A 15,567-nucleotide genomic window follows, 5' to 3' on the forward strand; every position below is an offset into this window, starting at 1 on the left:
CTCTCCGGAGCCGAGAAGGGACATCATCGTGAGGTCCAACGACATTCGCGCAGTAGAATCCGGCGGGGGCCCGTGCACTCGGGAGTACAGCCCGATCGAAGCCCTCGTCGCCAAGCAGGAAATCTACGAAGTTCTGGCGCGTTTCCTCCGAGCCGCAGATCGCGGCGACGTCGAGGACGCCCGGCAGTGCTACCTCCCCGGCGCAACCGAAGACCACGGCGGGGTGTTCACCGGCACTGCCGACGACTACATCGACCACATCGCCGGGGCCATCACGCACCCACGGTCGCTGACGACCCACGCCCTGACCAACGTCCTGATCGAACTCGACGGGGGCACAGCACACGTCGAGTCCTACGTGCTTGCCTTCGCGCGAATCAAGAACTCGGACGGCATAGCCGACACACTCACCCCGGCGCGCCTGATCGACCGCTTCGGCTTCGAGGACGGCAGGTGGGGAATCCGCCACCGCGCATTGCGGTGGGACTGGAACCACGACATGGCCACAGCCGAAGGATGGATCTTCGGGATGCTCGCGCCCGAATCGTCATTGAAGAAGAGCAAGAAATTTCCCGACGACCTCATCTACACCCGACAAGCCGCCGACACCCGACAGGCACAGGAGCACTCATGACAACGTTTCGCGGAACTCCGATAGAGGGCGCGACCGTCCTCGTCACCGGCGCCAATCGGGGACTCGGCCTGGCTTTCGTCCAACAGGCGAAGTTGATGGGTGCTGCCAAAATCTATGCGGGGGTGAGAAATCCCGACGAGGTGCCGGCGGAGCTCCGAGCCACCGGTGCGCACATCGTCGAACTCGACGTGACCGATCCGGGCCTCGTCGACACTGCTGCCGCGAAGTGCGGTGACACCACGGTCGTCGTCAACAACGCCGGACTGTTCACCGCGAATCGATTGATCGAGGCCGACGACGAAGCGGCTGCGCGAGCCGAGATGGAGGTCAACTACTTCGGGCCTCTGACGATGATCCGAGCCTTCGCGCCGGTGCTCGCCGCCCGCGGCGGAGGATCGATAGTCAACGTCCTGTCGGTGGCCGCAATCGCTCCGACCGCCTTCATGGGTGGCTATTCACCGGCCAAAGCGGCTGCCCTGTCGCTCGGTGGCATCGCTCGCGCCGAACTCGAACCACACGGCATCACCGTCACGTCGTTGATCGTCGGCAGCGTCGACACTCGCATGGCGTCACATGTGCAGGGCCACAAGGAAAACCCCCTCGACATCGCGGCAACCGGACTCGCCGCCATGCAACGCGGCGAGTGGACGTGCGACACCGATTTCATGGCAATCGACGCACGTGCGCGCCTGGCCCGCGATCCGATTCGGTACGAACGCGGGCTGGGCAAGCTCCTCTTCGCCGGCGAACTGACCACCCGATCATGAGCGATCCGATTCGTGTTGCCCAGTGGGCGACCGGCGCCATCGGCAAGACGGCGCTACGCGGAATCATCGATCGTCCCGACCTCGAGTTGGTCGGCCTGTACGTGTACAGCGACGCCAAGGCAGGTCGAGACGCCGGTGACATCGCCAGACGCGCACCGACGGGGGTGATCGCTACACGTGACGTGGACGAGATCATCCGCTCGCGCCCACACGTTCTCATCCACAGTCCGCGGTTGCAGATTCCGTACGAACGCCACGACGACGATCTGTGCCGTCTGCTTCGAGCCGGGATCAACGTGATCACGACGGCCGGGCAGCACTTCCCCCGCGCACACGGCACCGAGCGCGAGCACATGTTCGCCCAAGCATGCAAGGAAGGCGATTCGACGCTCTTCGGGGTTGGTGTGAGCCCAGGTGTCATCGGCGAGCGATTGGCGTTGGCTCTGACGGGAACATCGATCGAACTAGACCGAATCACGATCGACGAGGTGCTCGACGCCCGCGGCATGCCCGACCCCGACTTCGCGTTCACCGTCATGGGGATGGGCTCGCTCCCGGAGGAACTGGACGGAACGGGGCCGTTGCCCTCGCTCTACGCGTCGCTGTACCTCGAGACCATCGCGTTCATGTGCGAGCGCCTAGGCGTCGCCTACGACGAGGTCGTCTCCGATCACAAGGCGCTTCCGGCGCGTACGGATCTCGACGTCGCTGCCGGACGCATTGCGGCCGGAACCATCGGAACCACCGAATGGCGCTGGCACGCAATGGTTGACGGGAAGCAGTTCCTCACCCTCGCCATCATCTGGACAATGGAGCCTGATCGCGAGGAATACGCGGGACGGGACCAATGGGAAGTCCACCTCTTCGGCAAACCCGAGATCGTGATGACCGTCAATCTGGTCGAACCGCAAGATCCGAACAGTCGCACAACAGCCGGTCAGTTCATCACCGCAGGCCCGGCACTACGCGCCGTCGAGCATGTACTCGCTGCTCCCGCCGGCATTTTCGAACCCCCTGTCTTTGCCCCCTTCAGATTGGAGCATTCAGCATGACAACTCAGCCGACGGCCGTAGGTTCGACTGCCACCCGTGAACCTGCCACCCGTGAACCTTCCGTGAATGCGCTCCTGCCGGACGGACGCCCCGTACAGAATCTGGAAGACCTTCTCCGCAGCCGGGCCATTGCCAGCCCGGACAACACCGCCGTCATCTCCGATGATGGTCGAACCAGTTTTCGCGAGCTGGACATCGAAGCCAACCGAGTGGCGAATGCACTTCTGCGCGATGGTGTTCGCCCCGGCGACCGGGTGGCGTACATCGGCGCCAACGCACCGTCCTTCCTCTCCGCCTTGTACGGATCTTCGAAGATGGGCTCGATTCTGACGGCCGTCAACAATCGGCTGGCACCGGGCGAGGTCGACTACATCCTGAGCAACAGCGAGCCGACCGTCGTCGTCCTCGGAGCAGGCGATGAGGGCCTCTCCGACGTCGCAGCGGCGGTCGGTAGCGTCCGAACCGTCGTCACAGTGGACGGCGTCGGAAACTCGGTCTCGTGGAACGACTGGCTTTCCGGTGTCGGGGACGACGATCCGGGGTCGTCGCGCCGTCCCGACGACACCTCGCTGATCTTCTACTCGTCCGGAACCACCGGTCACCCCAAGGGAATCGAGCTCACCGGCGCTAACCTCGGCCGAGCACTTGCCACCATGTATCACCTGCTCGATCTCGACACCGATTCCGTGGCTATGTGCCCGGTTCCGTTCTTCCACGTCGCGGGGCTCGGTCTTGCCCTCGTCACGACTCTCGGCGGTGGCGCTCTACTTCTCGAGACGATCGCCGGACCTCTCGAACTCGTCGCGCTGATGCAGGAGTACAAGGTCACGCATGCGGTCGCCGTTCCCGCGGTGATCAGTGTCCTCACCTCCCTTCCTGCTGTGCGCGAGGCAGATTGGAGTGCCCTGCAGTTCCTGGTCTACGGAGCCGCGCCGATGCCACTGCCCCTGTTGCAAGACGCGACCAAGGTCTTCGGATGTAGTTTCCTGCAGGCATACGGACTCACCGAGTCAACCGGCGGTGTCACCATGCTGACGCCCGAAGATCATCGGGCGACCGACGAGTCGACCGCGCATCGGTTGAAGTCCGTCGGGCAGCCGATGTTCGGAGTACCCATCCGCATCGTCGATCCCGTGACGCTCGAGGACGTCCCGGTCGGTAGCCGCGGCGAGGTCGTCATCGGCGGCGCACATATCATGAAGCGCTACTGGCGCAACGAGGCAGCGACGGCGGCCACCATGTTGGACGGAGACTGGCTCCGCACTGGAGACGGAGGATCGTTCGACGAGGACGGATACCTCTACCTCCACGACCGCCTCAAGGACATGATCGTCTCCGGCGGTGAGAACGTCTACCCCGCCGAGGTGGAGAGCGTTCTTTCGGGGCACCCCGGAATCCGGGAAGTCGCAGTTGTCGGCGTTCACTCCGATCGCTGGGGTGAGACTCCCATTGCGGTGGTCGTTCGAGCCGGCGACTCTGGTGCCACCGAAGCTGAGATCATCGAGTGGTCACGCGAGCGGCTGGCTCACTTCAAGTGCCCCAGTGCAGTTCGGTTCGTCGAGGAGCTGCCACGCAACGCGAGTGGAAAGCTTCTCAAGACTCGCTTGCGACAGGACTTCGCGGGGTGACACCCCAGCGATAGCCACTCACGACCGCGGGTGATCACTCTGATTACTGCATCCGGCACCGCCCCCGCGGCGCACCTATCGCACTGACTACTAGCTACCAAATGACACATGGATAGTCACCGAGATGTGGTCAAACGAGGCAGGTGTGGTTTCATCAGCGAATGCAACGATCGCTGACAACGGTCATTCGGGGGGGGACTCGCAGTTGCCGTCGCAACCATTCTGGTTGCGTGCGGCACTGCTTCAGACTCCACTGAATCCACATCCACGACAGCGGACAACACGACCTCCGCGGTCACTACGACTTCGACGACCCTGCCGGCCACCGTCACAGACGTCGACCCCGGACAGTTCCAATTCGCATCGGGTATTTACCGCTTCGCCGTCGAAGGCACTCCTCGACGCGAGTGCGTGCTGTCACGCGATTTCGTTGACTCCGGCCGGACCGCAACTTGCTCGGTGTCGTTTCCCTCCGAAACTCCGGAGGTCAACGTGCCACCGTTTGGCAGTGGTCCGCCGAACGCAGTCGTACTGGGATCACGGGGTTATTACCTGACGATCACCGAGTCTGGTCAACCCGGGGCGGCCGTGTTGCCGGTCAATTCTCGCCTCACGGTAGAGAACACGACTTGTACCGCAATCATCGGTGGATTCGAGTGCTCCGTCGGCAGCACCGGGGTTCAGTACGTCGACAGCAAGGTTACGTTAACCGGCGAACGGGTGACCACACCTGGCGCGAAAATGGAAGTGCCAGTGACGATTTCCGTAACCACAACACCAGCTACAAACGCCGCCCCCATGGACGTCTACTCGGACAGCACCACACCTGCCTCGCCAGGGACGACCTGCGGGGCAGCGACCGGCCGACGGGTCGTCACTGTGGTTAGCGGCATAATTTCATGCGCCGACGCAATCGCTGTGATGGATTCGTACTGGAACCTGCCTGCCGACGGGAATTACGGCAATGCGAACATTCGTGAGTTCGACGGCTGGAACTGCAGCGCACCAACCGCTGTCATGTCTCGGGAGCTCGGTTACGGGTCGCAGTGCTCGAGGGGTGACGTGAAGTTGACGACGCCGGTCGGCTCGTTCTGACGTAAACCAGCCTCGCTAGCGGGTAGCGAGGCGGCCGGCACGGCGCCCGCCCAGGTTCTGAGGGTCGCGGTTCTTCATTCCGATTCCGCTGCGACGAGTCGCAATCAGATGACGAAATGTACATACTAGTTGTTACAGTAATAACGTGAACGCACGAGAACAACTGACGGAAGCTATGACAGAGCTTCTATGGGAACGCGGCTACGCCGCAACGAGCCCGCGCGATGTGATGGCGCGCGCCGGGGTCGGCCAGGGGAGCATGTACCACCACTTCAGTGGGAAGCACGAGCTTGCGGTCGAGGCACTGTCAACCGTCACCCAAGAATTAACCGGCGAATCCTCGTTGCTGGAGGGAGAAGGTTCACCACTCGAGCGGATAAAGCGTTACCTCCTGGTTCCGCGCCCCGGAACACAGGGATGCCGGGTAGGTCGGATGACCCAGGACCCACAAGTTGTGGTGGATGCAGAGCTCATCGCCATTGTCTCAGGCACCTTCGACACAATGCTGGACCGTTGGGAGCAGGCGATCGCCTCCGCGATCGCCGCAGGAGAACTTCCTACGACCATCGTCCCGACAGAACTCGCACGAACGCTAGCCGCTGTCATTCAGGGCGGCTATGTGCTCGCCCGGGCGAAGGGCGAGCAGGGTCCGATGGATGCAGCGATCCGGGGCGTCGTCTCGCTACTCGACACCGCCCAGTCCGCTGTCGGCACCGACCACTAACCAACCCGAGAAGGAGAATCACTTGACTGTTCGAATCGGAATCAACGGTTTCGGCCGCATCGGCCGCAGCTACCTGCGCGCCGCACTGCTCAGCAAGGCAGATGTCGCGGTCGTCGCGATCAACGATATCGCCGACGCCGCGACGCTCGCTTCGCTCCTGGAGTGGGATTCGCTGTCTGGACACTTGGACGGCGTGCAGGTCGACGGCGACACGATTGTCGTTGCGGGGGAACACATCCGCGTCACATCTGAGCGCGAACCGTCCCACATCCCCTGGGGTGACGAGCGCGTTGATGTCGTCATCGAGTCGACCGGCCGGTTCACGGACTCCGGCAGTGCCCGCCAACACTTGACCGCAGGAGCGCGCAAGGTCATCATCTCGGCGCCTGCCGACCGTGATGTCCCCGCGATCGTGCTCGGGGTCAACGACGGTGCGATCGACGTGCCGGAAGACGTGTTCTCGAACGGGTCCTGCACCACTAACTGCCTCGCCCCGATGGCGAAGGTACTCCACGAGGCGTTCGGCATCGAGTCCGGGCTCATGACGACGATCCACGCCTACACCAGTGACCAGCGCCTCCATGACGCTCCACACAGCGATCTCCGGCGTGCCCGCGCCGCGGCACTGTCCACGATCCCTACTTCCTCCGGCGCCGCCAGCACTATCGGGCGCATCATCCCAGAACTGGATGGAAAACTAACCGGGCTCTCGCTGCGTGTGCCCGTCCCCGTCGGATCGATTACGGACCTCACCGCACAACTCACACGTCCGGCGACCGTCGAGGAGGTCAACGAAGCGTTCCACACTGCGGCACAGACTCCCGGGTTGTCGCCTTACCTTGCCTACTCGGAGGCGCCGCTCGTCTCCGCCGATATCGTCGGTAATCCCCACTCGGCGATCTTCGACGCGCCCCTCACACAAGCAATCGGGGACCAAGTGAAGATTTTCGCCTGGTACGACAACGAATGGGGCTTCTCCAATCGGCTAGTGGAGCTCTCGCAGCGTATAGGCACCTAGGACACTGACGGCGCGTACGCACACTATCTATCGTGCACCGTTGCAGTCCGCGTCCCAGCCTTCCAGGCGATCACGGTCAGCGCGGGTGAATCCGGAACTCGACGCCGCCGAGACTCAGACCCGGCTCGACGGCAGACGCGCCGCTCGACGCCGCCAGATCGATTGCACTGAGCATCGACCGCTCCCCCGGAACGAACGACACGACGCGCGATCCCAGCTTGATCGAGAGTGTTTGCCCCGAAACCGGTTTCTTTCCGAACACTTCGGCCCACAGTGCCGCCGTCTTGGGCGGATCGGGAGAAGACACGTCGACACCGAGGATGTCGTCAACCCATGGATCGACCGAAACCTCCTTCTCCGTCTCATCCCAGAACCACTCGTCGGCGTCGGGAATCTCGTCGAGTTCCACGAGCAGTCCGAGATCACCGGGATGGAGCTGGATGATCCGGTGACCATAGGCCTCGAGATCGGTCACCGTCCGAACATCGGCCGCAGCTGCACGTTCCAGATAGGGCTCGATGTTCGATACCTGGATCGAGAGTGCATAACCGCCCTCCCCTCCGCCCTTTCGGATCCATCGTGCCAACGAGACCGTCTCGTCGAGCGGTGCGACGATCTCCAGAAAGGCTTGCGGCCCGACGGCCAGGGTCTCGTCGGCCAATCCGATGTCTTCGAGCAGCGGATCCGCGAATCCGGCAGCGAGATTCAGCGCTTCACGGAGTTGCCGACCGGTCTTGTCCAGGTCTCGTGCACCGATCACCACCTGCCGCAAGATCTCCCAGGAGCCCGAGTCGGGCGTGGCCGTCACAATCCGACCGCTTCGGCTGCGGTGTCGGCACTCTGCCAGCGTCGGAGCTCGGCACCCGGAGCCCACGTCGAGTGAGTACCACTCGAAATCCTTTCGGGAAGGCGAAGTTTGCACAGTGGACCATCTCCGACGCGGGCAGCGTCGAAGATCAGGCAGAAGGACGCATCCTCGTTCATGTCAGTGGTCAACGTGATGAGGTAGCCGTCGTCTTCAGCGGTACCACCCACGCGCGGCGCCATCGAAGTCTCGCTGCCGTACACACCGTCACCGAAGGAGAATCGTTCCTCGTTGCCCGTCAACAGGTCGTGTTTGACCAATCCGTCGAACAGGAACCATGACGGCTTACCCGAAGCCGCGTATGCGTATCGGTACTTCTCGCCCGCGAAATTCCCGTTCATCATGCCGAATTCGGTGATCGAGTCACTGAGCTGCTCTTCACGCGTAGCTCCGGTGACCAGGTTCAATCGCCAGCGGTGCAGCCTGGTCTGCATGCGATCGAGAGCGAGGAAGCGGAAGGCACGTTCCCACTGATTGCCCATGCCGTTGTCCGACGGCTCCGGATCACCTTGGTAGAAACCGTCGAGAACTATTTCGTCACCCTCTTCGTAGGCGTTCACGAAGTGTAAGACGTAAGTCGGATCGGCCTCGAACCACTTGATGTCAGCGGTGTTTCCGCGGCGTGGGATGACTCCGAGGCGCAGCGGGATTTCGGGATGAAAATTCGCGACGTGCGCGCCCTTCTCGAGCAGAACCGGATCCCAGAACAGGGGGCAATCGTTGAGGATCGCGTAGTTCTCCGTGAAGGCCATGTCGTGCGGCAAGCGCGGACCGGGGAGTGGGACGTCGACGTAGTGGACCAACTCGTTGGTCGAGTCCACGACGCCGTAATGCATGTACGGAGCTTCCTTGCTGTAGTTGAAGAACAGCATTTCTCCGGTTTTGTCGTCCACCTTCGGATGCGCGGACACGCCCCATTCGAAGGGGAACTTGCCGTTCCAGCTTTCCTTTCCGAGTGTCTCCGCCGACATCGGATCGAGGCGATACAGATCCCCACACTGGTAGAAGCTGGTGAGAGCGGTTCCCCGGTGAACCACGACGTCGGTGCTGGACGCATCCTTCATCCGGGTGCGTGCACCTTTGCCGCCCTCGGGTCGACTGAGTTTGGGAGACTCGGCAAGCCCGGCCCACAAGGCAGCGCCGGCATCCTGCTCGGCCGCCAATCCGTCCGTACGTACGAATCGATTGCGGTAGAACGACTCTCCGTCGCGAAAGCCCACGATGTGGACCATGCCGTCACCGTCGAAGGGGTGATACGCCTTCATCGAGGGATGAAGCGGATTCTCGGTGTTACGCAGGTAGACACCGTCGAGGTCTTTCGGAACCTCACCGAACACGACTTCGAGATTGTCCGCTTTGAACTCGGTGGTCTGCGGTTGCCACGGGCCGGTGCGATACGGGTGATCGTCATCGGCGGGAAGGGTGGACAACAACTTGCCTACGATTTCGACGTCCATGGATTTCTCTTTTCGACTGATGGGGAAAGACTGGTCTGCAATTCAGGAAACGGCGTCGACGACAAAACTGACGGTGGTGGCCGTACTTCCGCCGAAGTTGAGCGTCGCAAAGCGGTTTGCGCCCTCGACTTGGAAGCCGCCGGCCGTTCCCGTCACCTGATGCGCCGCATCGAGAAGCATGCGGACACCGCTGGCGCCCACCGGATGACCGCCGCCGATCAGACCGCCGCTGGGGTTGATCGGCAGCTTGCCGCCCATGGCGATGTCGCCACTCTCGATGGCTTTCCAGGACTCGCCGGGCGCTGTCAGACCGATGTGGTCGATCGCAAGATACTCACTCGCAGTGAAACAATCATGTGTTTCGATCCCGTCTATCCCGGCCAGATCGACGCCGGCCCGGGAGAAGGCGTGCATCACCGCATCCCGAACGTGTGGCATCACGTAGGGATTCTCCGCGTCACGCGCCAGTTTCTGTTCAAGGCCCAAACCGACGGTGCGGTGGCCCCAGCCCGCGATCTGAGCCAGAGGAGTCGCCGCGGCACCAGGATGCTCACGAAGGTACTTGTCCGTCACGAGCACCACCCCGGCACCACCGTCGGTCACCTGACTGCAATCGAATCGTCGAACACCACCTTCCACAACAGGATTGGTGGTGTCGTCGCCACCGCTGTTCCTGAGCAGATCGGGCACCGACCAACCGCGTGTCTGTGCGTTGGGGTTGTTCTTCGCGTTCGCGAAATTGATCTGCGAGATCGCGCGAAGGTGAGATTCGTCGATCCCGTAACGGCGCCCGTACTCCTTCGACACACGATCGAACATGTACGGCCACATGAATTTCGCTTCCTGACCTTCATGCCCGACCCAGGCTGCGGCACCCAGATGGCCCGCTGCGTCGTCACCCGGAACTGTCTTCTCCAGTTCGATACCCATCACCAGAGCCGCGTCGTAGTTGCCGGCACGCAGGTCTGCCATTGCGGCGAGTACCGCGATACTGCCCGATGCGCATGCCGCCTCATGCCTGGACGAGGGCACACCCCAGAGATCTGGATGGACGGTGGCGGGCATCGCACCCAGCTGACCTTGGCCGGCAAACAACTGACCGAAGGCATTACCGACGTGAATCACCTCGATGTCGGCGGCAGGAACCTTCGCCGCGGCCAGCGTGTGGTTCACCACCTCTTCGGCAAGGTTCGCGAAATCGAGTTCCTCACGGGTGAAGTTTCGCGCGAAGTCGGATTGGTACCCGCCGAGAATCCAAATGTTCGAAACAGTCATGACCTCTCCCCTTGCCGATCCGGGCCTCGGTGACGTCACCGGGATACCCGTGTATCGGCGGTTGTAATTTCATCGCAACCGTACTACAACTAGCAGAGTAACTCTACTAATTGAAGGGTTGAAAATGACTGATGCTTTTGTCCTCGACTACGTGCGCACCCCGCGCGGTCGAGCATCGGCGCGAGGCGCCCTCCACGAACACAGCCCCGTGAATCTGGTCGTCCACCTGGCCAAGGCTCTGCAAGGTCGAACAAACCTCGCCGCAGAACAGATCGACGACGTAGTTCTCGGTTGCGCATCACAGGTGGACGAGCAGGGCGCGAACATCGCGAGAACTGCCGCACTCCTGGCAGGTTGGGGCGACTCCGTTCCCGGCGCGACCCTCAATCGTTTCTGCGCATCCGGTGTCGACGCAGTCGGCCAGAGCGCAGCCCGCATCCGAAGTGACGACGTCTCTCTCGTCGTGGCAGGAGGCGTCGAAAGCGTCTCCCGCACTCCGATGTTCAGTGATCGCGGACCGCTGTGGACCGACCCGGCGACTATCGCGCAGATCGGTTCCATCCACATGGGTGTTGCCGCCGACTTGAATGCCACGATCGAGGGATACTCCCGCGACGAGTTGGATGCCTACGGCGTCGAAACCCAGCACAAAGCTGCCGAAGCGTGGCGCAACGGGGCGTTCGAGCGGTCGGTTGTACCTGTTCCCGGCAGAAACGGTGAGGCTGGAATCGCGCACGACGAACTGGTCAGGGCAGACACGAGCGCAGAGGGACTCGCAGCACTTCCGGCCGCATTCGAGGGACTCGGCGCCGGCGGTCAGGATGCTCTCGCGCTCGCTGCCTACCCAGAGGTCGGAAAGATCGAACACCTGCACACCGTCGGATCCTCTCCCGCCATGGCCGACGGAGCTGCACTCCTACTCCTCGGGTCCGAGAAAGCCGCTGCCCGAGCCGGTTTGACACCTCGCGCACGGATCATCGGGTCCGCGTCGACATCGGTGAATCCGGTTCTCATGCTCACGGCAGGTCAGAGCGCCGTGGAGGCCGTCATCGCGCGAGCCGGGCTGCGTCCGCAGGACATCGACGTGTTCGAGTTCGCGGAAGCCTTCTCCGCGCTCTGCCTGCGGTTCCGTCGCGATCTCGACGCCGGGCCGGACCGGATGAACCCCAACGGCGGAACGATGGCGATGGGCCATGCATTCGGCGCGACCGGAGCAATTCTCGTGGGCGCGTGCGTCGACGAACTGGTTCGAAGCGATGGACGATACGGCGTGGCCGCGGTCAGTGGCGCTGCAGGCGTCGGAGTTGCCGTGCTCGTCGAACGGATCGCATCATGACCGCCAGTGCACTCTCCGGCCGCGTTGCCGTCGTCACCGGAGGTGGCAAGGGCCTCGGCCGCGCCGTCGCGCTGCATCTGGCAAGCCGAGGCGTCACGGTGATCGTCAACAATCGAAATCGCACACTCGATTCGAGCGGCCGAGGCCCCGCAGATCAGGTTGTCGACGAAATCCTCGAAGCCGGTGGACAGGCCGTTGCCAACCATGACGACGTCACCGACCCCGAAGTCGGTCGAAAGTTGTTGAACGACGCTCTCACTCGGTTCGGACGACTCGATTTCTGCATCACCAGCGCCGCGGTCAGCGGTCCGCAGATGCTCCACCGCACCACTGCCGAGAACCTCAGTACCGTCATCACGACAAACGTCGTCGGGACCGCGCTGGTTGCAGCCGAAGCCTCCCGCGTGATGCGCGAAGCCGGGTTCGGACGCATCGTGATGATCGCCTCGACCGCAGGACTGCACGGTGAGCCCACCGTATCCGCCTATGCCGCAAGCAAGGGAGCCGTGATCGCCCTGGGTCGCACCGCAGCGGCAGAAGGTGCGAACCGCAACGTCTTCACCAATGTCCTTCTTCCCTATGCCACTACGCAGATGACCGAATCCGGAATGAACCCCGAATTCATCGACATTATGGGAGCCGACTTGGTCGCACCGGTAGTCACCGCCCTTGTCGATCCCGAGTCCACTACCAACGGTCAGGTGATCGTCACGGCAGGCAACGGCGTGCGTTCGGCCGACGCCGTCGAGGGATCGACCGAATTCTTACCTACCACCACCGAACTCGATGCCACGGCGCTCGATGCACTGCTCGTAGCCAGTCGACTCGGCACACCTCACACCTATCCGAGCGCACAGGAAGCCTTCGCGGACTTCGCTTCCGAACTGCTCGACCACCACAATCAGAAAGCGCACGCATGACCGACATCCCACTGGGCGATCTAGCACTGAACTTCGGTGTGAGTACACTCGCCGTACTCCTCTTCATCGCTGCAGTGATGGCCGTCGCCATCCGAATGAACAATCACTCGATCATCGATATCTGCTGGGGGCCGGGCTTCGCCGTCGTCGCCGTCGTCTCGTACCTGACGTCCATCGGATCGGAAGGAAACGATCTGCGTCGCCTCGTTGTCCTTGTCCTGACCGTGGTGTGGGGGATGCGACTGGGGTTGTACATCGGCTTCAGAAACCGTGGGCACGGGCAGGACAAGCGCTACACTGCCCTGCTCAAACATCAACAGGGACCGTTGATTCCGTTCCTGATTCGTAAGATCTACGGACTCCAGGGCGTCCTCATTCTCGTGGTGTCGCTGCCCGTCCAGTTCGCGATGTACGAGTTTCGTGCCCTCGGCGTCGTCGGCGCGATCGGTATCGCCATCTGGGCCATCGGCTTCGCCTTCGAATCGGTTGGCGACTACCAACTTTCCCGCTTCAAGGCTGATCCTGCCAATACCGGAAAAGTGATGGATCGTGGATTGTGGGCCTGGACTCGGCACCCCAACTACTTCGGCGATGCGTGCGTCTGGGTCGGACTGTTCATCCTCGCACTCGGTGATCCGCTGACGCTGATCACGATCATCTCGCCGATCGTGATGATCAAACTGCTGTTGAGCTACAGCGGTAAGGCGTTGCTCGAACGTGGCATGCGAAAGAGCAAGGGGCAGGCTTACGACGACTACGTCGCCCGGACCAGCGGATTCTTTCCCCGTCCGCCCCGCCCGGCCCGAAACCACGCGTCGTGACTGCCCCCACGAGTGGCCTCGCCGACGTCTTCGACCTGGAATCGACCGGCCCGGACCGGTGGCAAGGGTCGAACGACGGTGTTCGACTACCTCAGTTGTTCGGCGGCCAACTGGTCGCCCAGTCGATTCTCGCAGCCGGACACACGGTCACCGACGGCAAAACGATAAGTTCCGTCCACACGCACTTCCTGCGCCCCGGGTCGACGAATCGCGCGACCGAGTTCTCGGTGGATCGTCTTCGCGACGGAAAGCGCCTGTCCACCAGAGGCGTCGACGTCCACCAGGACGGACGACTCGTCTGCCGCTCGACGGTCTCGGCCTCTTCGATCGACGAGGGCATCACTCACAGTCGAGCCGTTCCTGCAGCACTCTCACCCGAAGAGTGCGCGACGTTGAAAGAGTTGGCCGAGACAGACGGTGAACTAGGAGAAGTGTGGGAGGAGTTCTCCGCCATCGAGATTCGTGTGTCACCGCTCGATTCGCAGTGCCCCACGACACATTCGGCGGCGCCTCCGCGCAACATCTGGATGCGTTCGGCGCAGCGATTGAGCGAAGATCCGCTGATTCACGTCGCTGCTCTTGCCTATGCCAGCGATTTGATGCTGATGGCCACCGCTCTGACTCCGCACGGATACGACATCGGGCAGGAGCACTCGCTCGATACGGATTGGACGGGTGTATCCCTCGATCACACGATGTGGTTTCAGCGCCCCGTGCGAGCAGACGAGTGGCTGCTCTTCGAACATTCGACTCCCACAGCTCATGCCGGCAGAGCGGTCGTGAACGCCGCGGTCTTCGATCGATCCGGACTCCAGATCTGCCAGATCACCCAGGAAGCGTTACTCATTGCCCGTATCGAGTGATTCCCGACTCTTTCTGCAGACCACTCGGTACGCTCTCGCGGTGCCTCAGGGTTCGCGGCCTATGATTTCGGGGTGGTACGAGTGAATGCAACCGGCGCTTCGACACCCACGGCGTCGGCCGGATCTTTGACACCCACGGCGTCGGTGGGCGTCACCGAGTTGCCCGCAGGCGGACCCAACGCACTGGCCGTCACGCTCGGGTTGTTGGGGGACGAGTGGAACCTCTGGATTCTGCGGTTCGCCTTGTTGGGGTCGCGGCGCTACAACGACTGGCTGGCACTGGGGGGAATCTCCAACTCCGTGTTGTCCGCACGGTTGGCAATCCTGACGGCCGGCGGAATGCTCGAGCGTCGTGAGTATCAGCAGAATCCGCCGCGACACGAGTACTCGGTCACTCGCAAAGGGCAGTCGATCTGGCCCGTCCTCATCACCATGTGGTCGTGGGAGAAGCAGTGGGCGCCCAATGAAACCGCGCCGCTACCACCACTGCGGCACAGCACATGCGGAAACGACTTCACCCCGATCCTGCGGTGCAAGGAGTGCGGCGAGGACGTGGACGTGCGGTCTCTGGACTCCGAAATGGGCCCGAGTGGCGACTTCTCACGCAGTGTCCCCGAAGCAACATCTCGGCGACGCTCCACCAAGTCCGAACGCCGACCGGAAATTCTGGCTCACACGATGGAACTCGTCGGCAATCGCTGGTCAGCGGCGATCATCGGTGCGGCTTTCCGAGGCGCCCGCCGTTACGGAGAGTTCGCCGAGATCACCGGCGCACCACCGGCGATAGTCGCGGATCGCTTGAAGCACCTCACCGAGATCGGTGTGATGGAAACGCGGCCGCTTCCGGATCGTCCCCAGTGGTCGGAGTATCGACTCACCGCCAAGGGGACGGCCTACTTCCCCGTCGTGATGTGCATGATCTCCTGGGGTCAGCGTTGGTTCAGATCCGCGGACGGTCCGGACATCGTTCTCCATCACAACGCTTGCGGAAAGCGGTTCGAAGCAAGGCTCGGGTGCAGTGTGTGCGGTGAGGAATTGAGGTCTTCGGACATCGAGGCGATCGACCTCACCACCTCGGTCCACGTGCCCGGGTCCGGCTGGTCCTGAGGTCC

General features: G+C 62.5%; 15 protein-coding genes. 12 read left to right on the top strand and 3 right to left on the bottom strand.

Annotated elements, in window-relative coordinates:
- The first annotated feature begins 28 nt into the window (after window positions 1-28).
- The 7 genes from QM716_RS02590 to gap all read left to right on the top strand — a co-directional run bounded on the left by QM716_RS02590 (window position 29) and on the right by gap (window position 6,918).
- Window positions 29-634 (top strand): nuclear transport factor 2 family protein, encoded by a 606-nt coding sequence (locus tag QM716_RS02590; RefSeq protein WP_283302194.1) that lies wholly within the window; start codon window positions 29-31, stop codon window positions 632-634.
- A complete protein-coding gene (locus tag QM716_RS02595; protein WP_283302195.1) occupies window positions 631-1,401 on the top strand; it encodes an SDR family oxidoreductase in 771 nt (256 codons plus the stop codon). The genes QM716_RS02590 and QM716_RS02595 overlap by 4 nt, the downstream gene beginning before the upstream one ends.
- Entirely contained in the window at window positions 1,398-2,453 is a 1,056-nt protein-coding gene (locus QM716_RS02600; RefSeq protein ID WP_283302196.1) for an NAD(P)H-dependent amine dehydrogenase family protein, read from the top strand. Before QM716_RS02595 ends, QM716_RS02600 begins: the two co-directional genes overlap by 4 nt.
- The gene (locus tag QM716_RS02605; protein ID WP_283302197.1) at window positions 2,450-4,081 is read left to right on the top strand and encodes an AMP-binding protein; all 1,632 of its coding nucleotides are present in this window, start codon (window positions 2,450-2,452) and stop codon (window positions 4,079-4,081) included. Before QM716_RS02600 ends, QM716_RS02605 begins: the two co-directional genes overlap by 4 nt.
- 921 nt (window positions 4,082-5,002) lie before the next feature.
- A complete protein-coding gene (locus QM716_RS02610) occupies window positions 5,003-5,176 on the top strand; it encodes a hypothetical protein (protein WP_283302198.1) in 174 nt (57 codons plus the stop codon).
- Between the two features lie 145 nt (window positions 5,177-5,321).
- Window positions 5,322-5,900, top strand: a complete 579-nt coding sequence (locus QM716_RS02615) for a TetR/AcrR family transcriptional regulator (protein WP_283302199.1) — start codon at window positions 5,322-5,324, stop codon at window positions 5,898-5,900.
- A 22-nt stretch (window positions 5,901-5,922) separates the two neighbouring features.
- Complete coding sequence (gene gap, locus QM716_RS02620) at window positions 5,923-6,918, top strand: type I glyceraldehyde-3-phosphate dehydrogenase (protein ID WP_283302200.1); 996 nt, start codon at window positions 5,923-5,925, stop codon at window positions 6,916-6,918.
- Window positions 6,919-6,994: 76 nt separating this feature from the next.
- On the opposite strand, the gene QM716_RS02625 is transcribed toward gap, so the two are convergent.
- The 3 genes from QM716_RS02625 to QM716_RS02635 are packed head-to-tail and all read right to left on the bottom strand — an operon-like array spanning window position 6,995 to window position 10,515.
- A complete protein-coding gene (locus QM716_RS02625; RefSeq protein WP_283302201.1) occupies window positions 6,995-7,726 on the bottom strand; it encodes a VOC family protein in 732 nt (243 codons plus the stop codon).
- A complete protein-coding gene (locus tag QM716_RS02630; protein WP_283302202.1) occupies window positions 7,723-9,240 on the bottom strand; it encodes a carotenoid oxygenase family protein in 1,518 nt (505 codons plus the stop codon). The genes QM716_RS02625 and QM716_RS02630 overlap by 4 nt, the downstream gene beginning before the upstream one ends.
- A gap of 42 nt (window positions 9,241-9,282) precedes the next feature.
- Window positions 9,283-10,515 (bottom strand): acetyl-CoA acetyltransferase, encoded by a 1,233-nt coding sequence (locus QM716_RS02635; protein ID WP_283302204.1) that lies wholly within the window; start codon window positions 10,513-10,515, stop codon window positions 9,283-9,285.
- Between the two features lie 124 nt (window positions 10,516-10,639).
- Between QM716_RS02635 and QM716_RS02640 the strand changes: the two genes are divergently transcribed.
- The 5 genes from QM716_RS02640 (at window position 10,640) to QM716_RS02660 (ending at window position 15,562) form a co-directional block, all read left to right on the top strand.
- Window positions 10,640-11,851 (top strand): acetyl-CoA C-acyltransferase, encoded by a 1,212-nt coding sequence (locus tag QM716_RS02640; protein ID WP_283302205.1) that lies wholly within the window; start codon window positions 10,640-10,642, stop codon window positions 11,849-11,851.
- Window positions 11,848-12,771, top strand: coding sequence for an SDR family NAD(P)-dependent oxidoreductase (locus QM716_RS02645; RefSeq protein WP_283302206.1), 924 nt, complete (start codon window positions 11,848-11,850; stop codon window positions 12,769-12,771). The genes QM716_RS02640 and QM716_RS02645 overlap by 4 nt, the downstream gene beginning before the upstream one ends.
- Complete coding sequence (locus QM716_RS02650; protein WP_283302207.1) at window positions 12,768-13,592, top strand: DUF1295 domain-containing protein; 825 nt, start codon at window positions 12,768-12,770, stop codon at window positions 13,590-13,592. Before QM716_RS02645 ends, QM716_RS02650 begins: the two co-directional genes overlap by 4 nt.
- Window positions 13,589-14,455, top strand: coding sequence for an acyl-CoA thioesterase (locus tag QM716_RS02655; protein WP_283302208.1), 867 nt, complete (start codon window positions 13,589-13,591; stop codon window positions 14,453-14,455). The genes QM716_RS02650 and QM716_RS02655 overlap by 4 nt, the downstream gene beginning before the upstream one ends.
- Window positions 14,456-14,536: 81 nt before the next feature.
- Window positions 14,537-15,562, top strand: coding sequence for a winged helix-turn-helix transcriptional regulator (locus QM716_RS02660; protein WP_283302209.1), 1,026 nt, complete (start codon window positions 14,537-14,539; stop codon window positions 15,560-15,562).
- Window positions 15,563-15,567 lie beyond the last annotated feature (5 nt).

Origin of the sequence: Rhodococcus sp. IEGM 1409 (assembly GCF_030056735.1) — a bacterium.
Classification (GTDB): Bacteria; Actinomycetota; Actinomycetes; order Mycobacteriales; family Mycobacteriaceae; genus Rhodococcus_F.

Coding starts and splice junctions, on each gene's coding strand:
- QM716_RS02605 (WP_283302197.1), top strand. CDS start 2,450: ATGACAACTCAGCCGACGGCCGTAGGTTCGACTGCCACCCGTGAACCT.
- QM716_RS02635 (WP_283302204.1), bottom strand. CDS start 10,515: ATGACTGTTTCGAACATTTGGATTCTCGGCGGGTACCAATCCGACTTC.
- QM716_RS02650 (WP_283302207.1), top strand. CDS start 12,768: ATGACCGACATCCCACTGGGCGATCTAGCACTGAACTTCGGTGTGAGT.
- QM716_RS02600 (WP_283302196.1), top strand. CDS start 1,398: ATGAGCGATCCGATTCGTGTTGCCCAGTGGGCGACCGGCGCCATCGGC.
- QM716_RS02595 (WP_283302195.1), top strand. CDS start 631: ATGACAACGTTTCGCGGAACTCCGATAGAGGGCGCGACCGTCCTCGTC.
- QM716_RS02630 (WP_283302202.1), bottom strand. CDS start 9,240: ATGGACGTCGAAATCGTAGGCAAGTTGTTGTCCACCCTTCCCGCCGAT.
- QM716_RS02640 (WP_283302205.1), top strand. CDS start 10,640: ATGACTGATGCTTTTGTCCTCGACTACGTGCGCACCCCGCGCGGTCGA.
- QM716_RS02645 (WP_283302206.1), top strand. CDS start 11,848: ATGACCGCCAGTGCACTCTCCGGCCGCGTTGCCGTCGTCACCGGAGGT.
- QM716_RS02610 (WP_283302198.1), top strand. CDS start 5,003: ATGGATTCGTACTGGAACCTGCCTGCCGACGGGAATTACGGCAATGCG.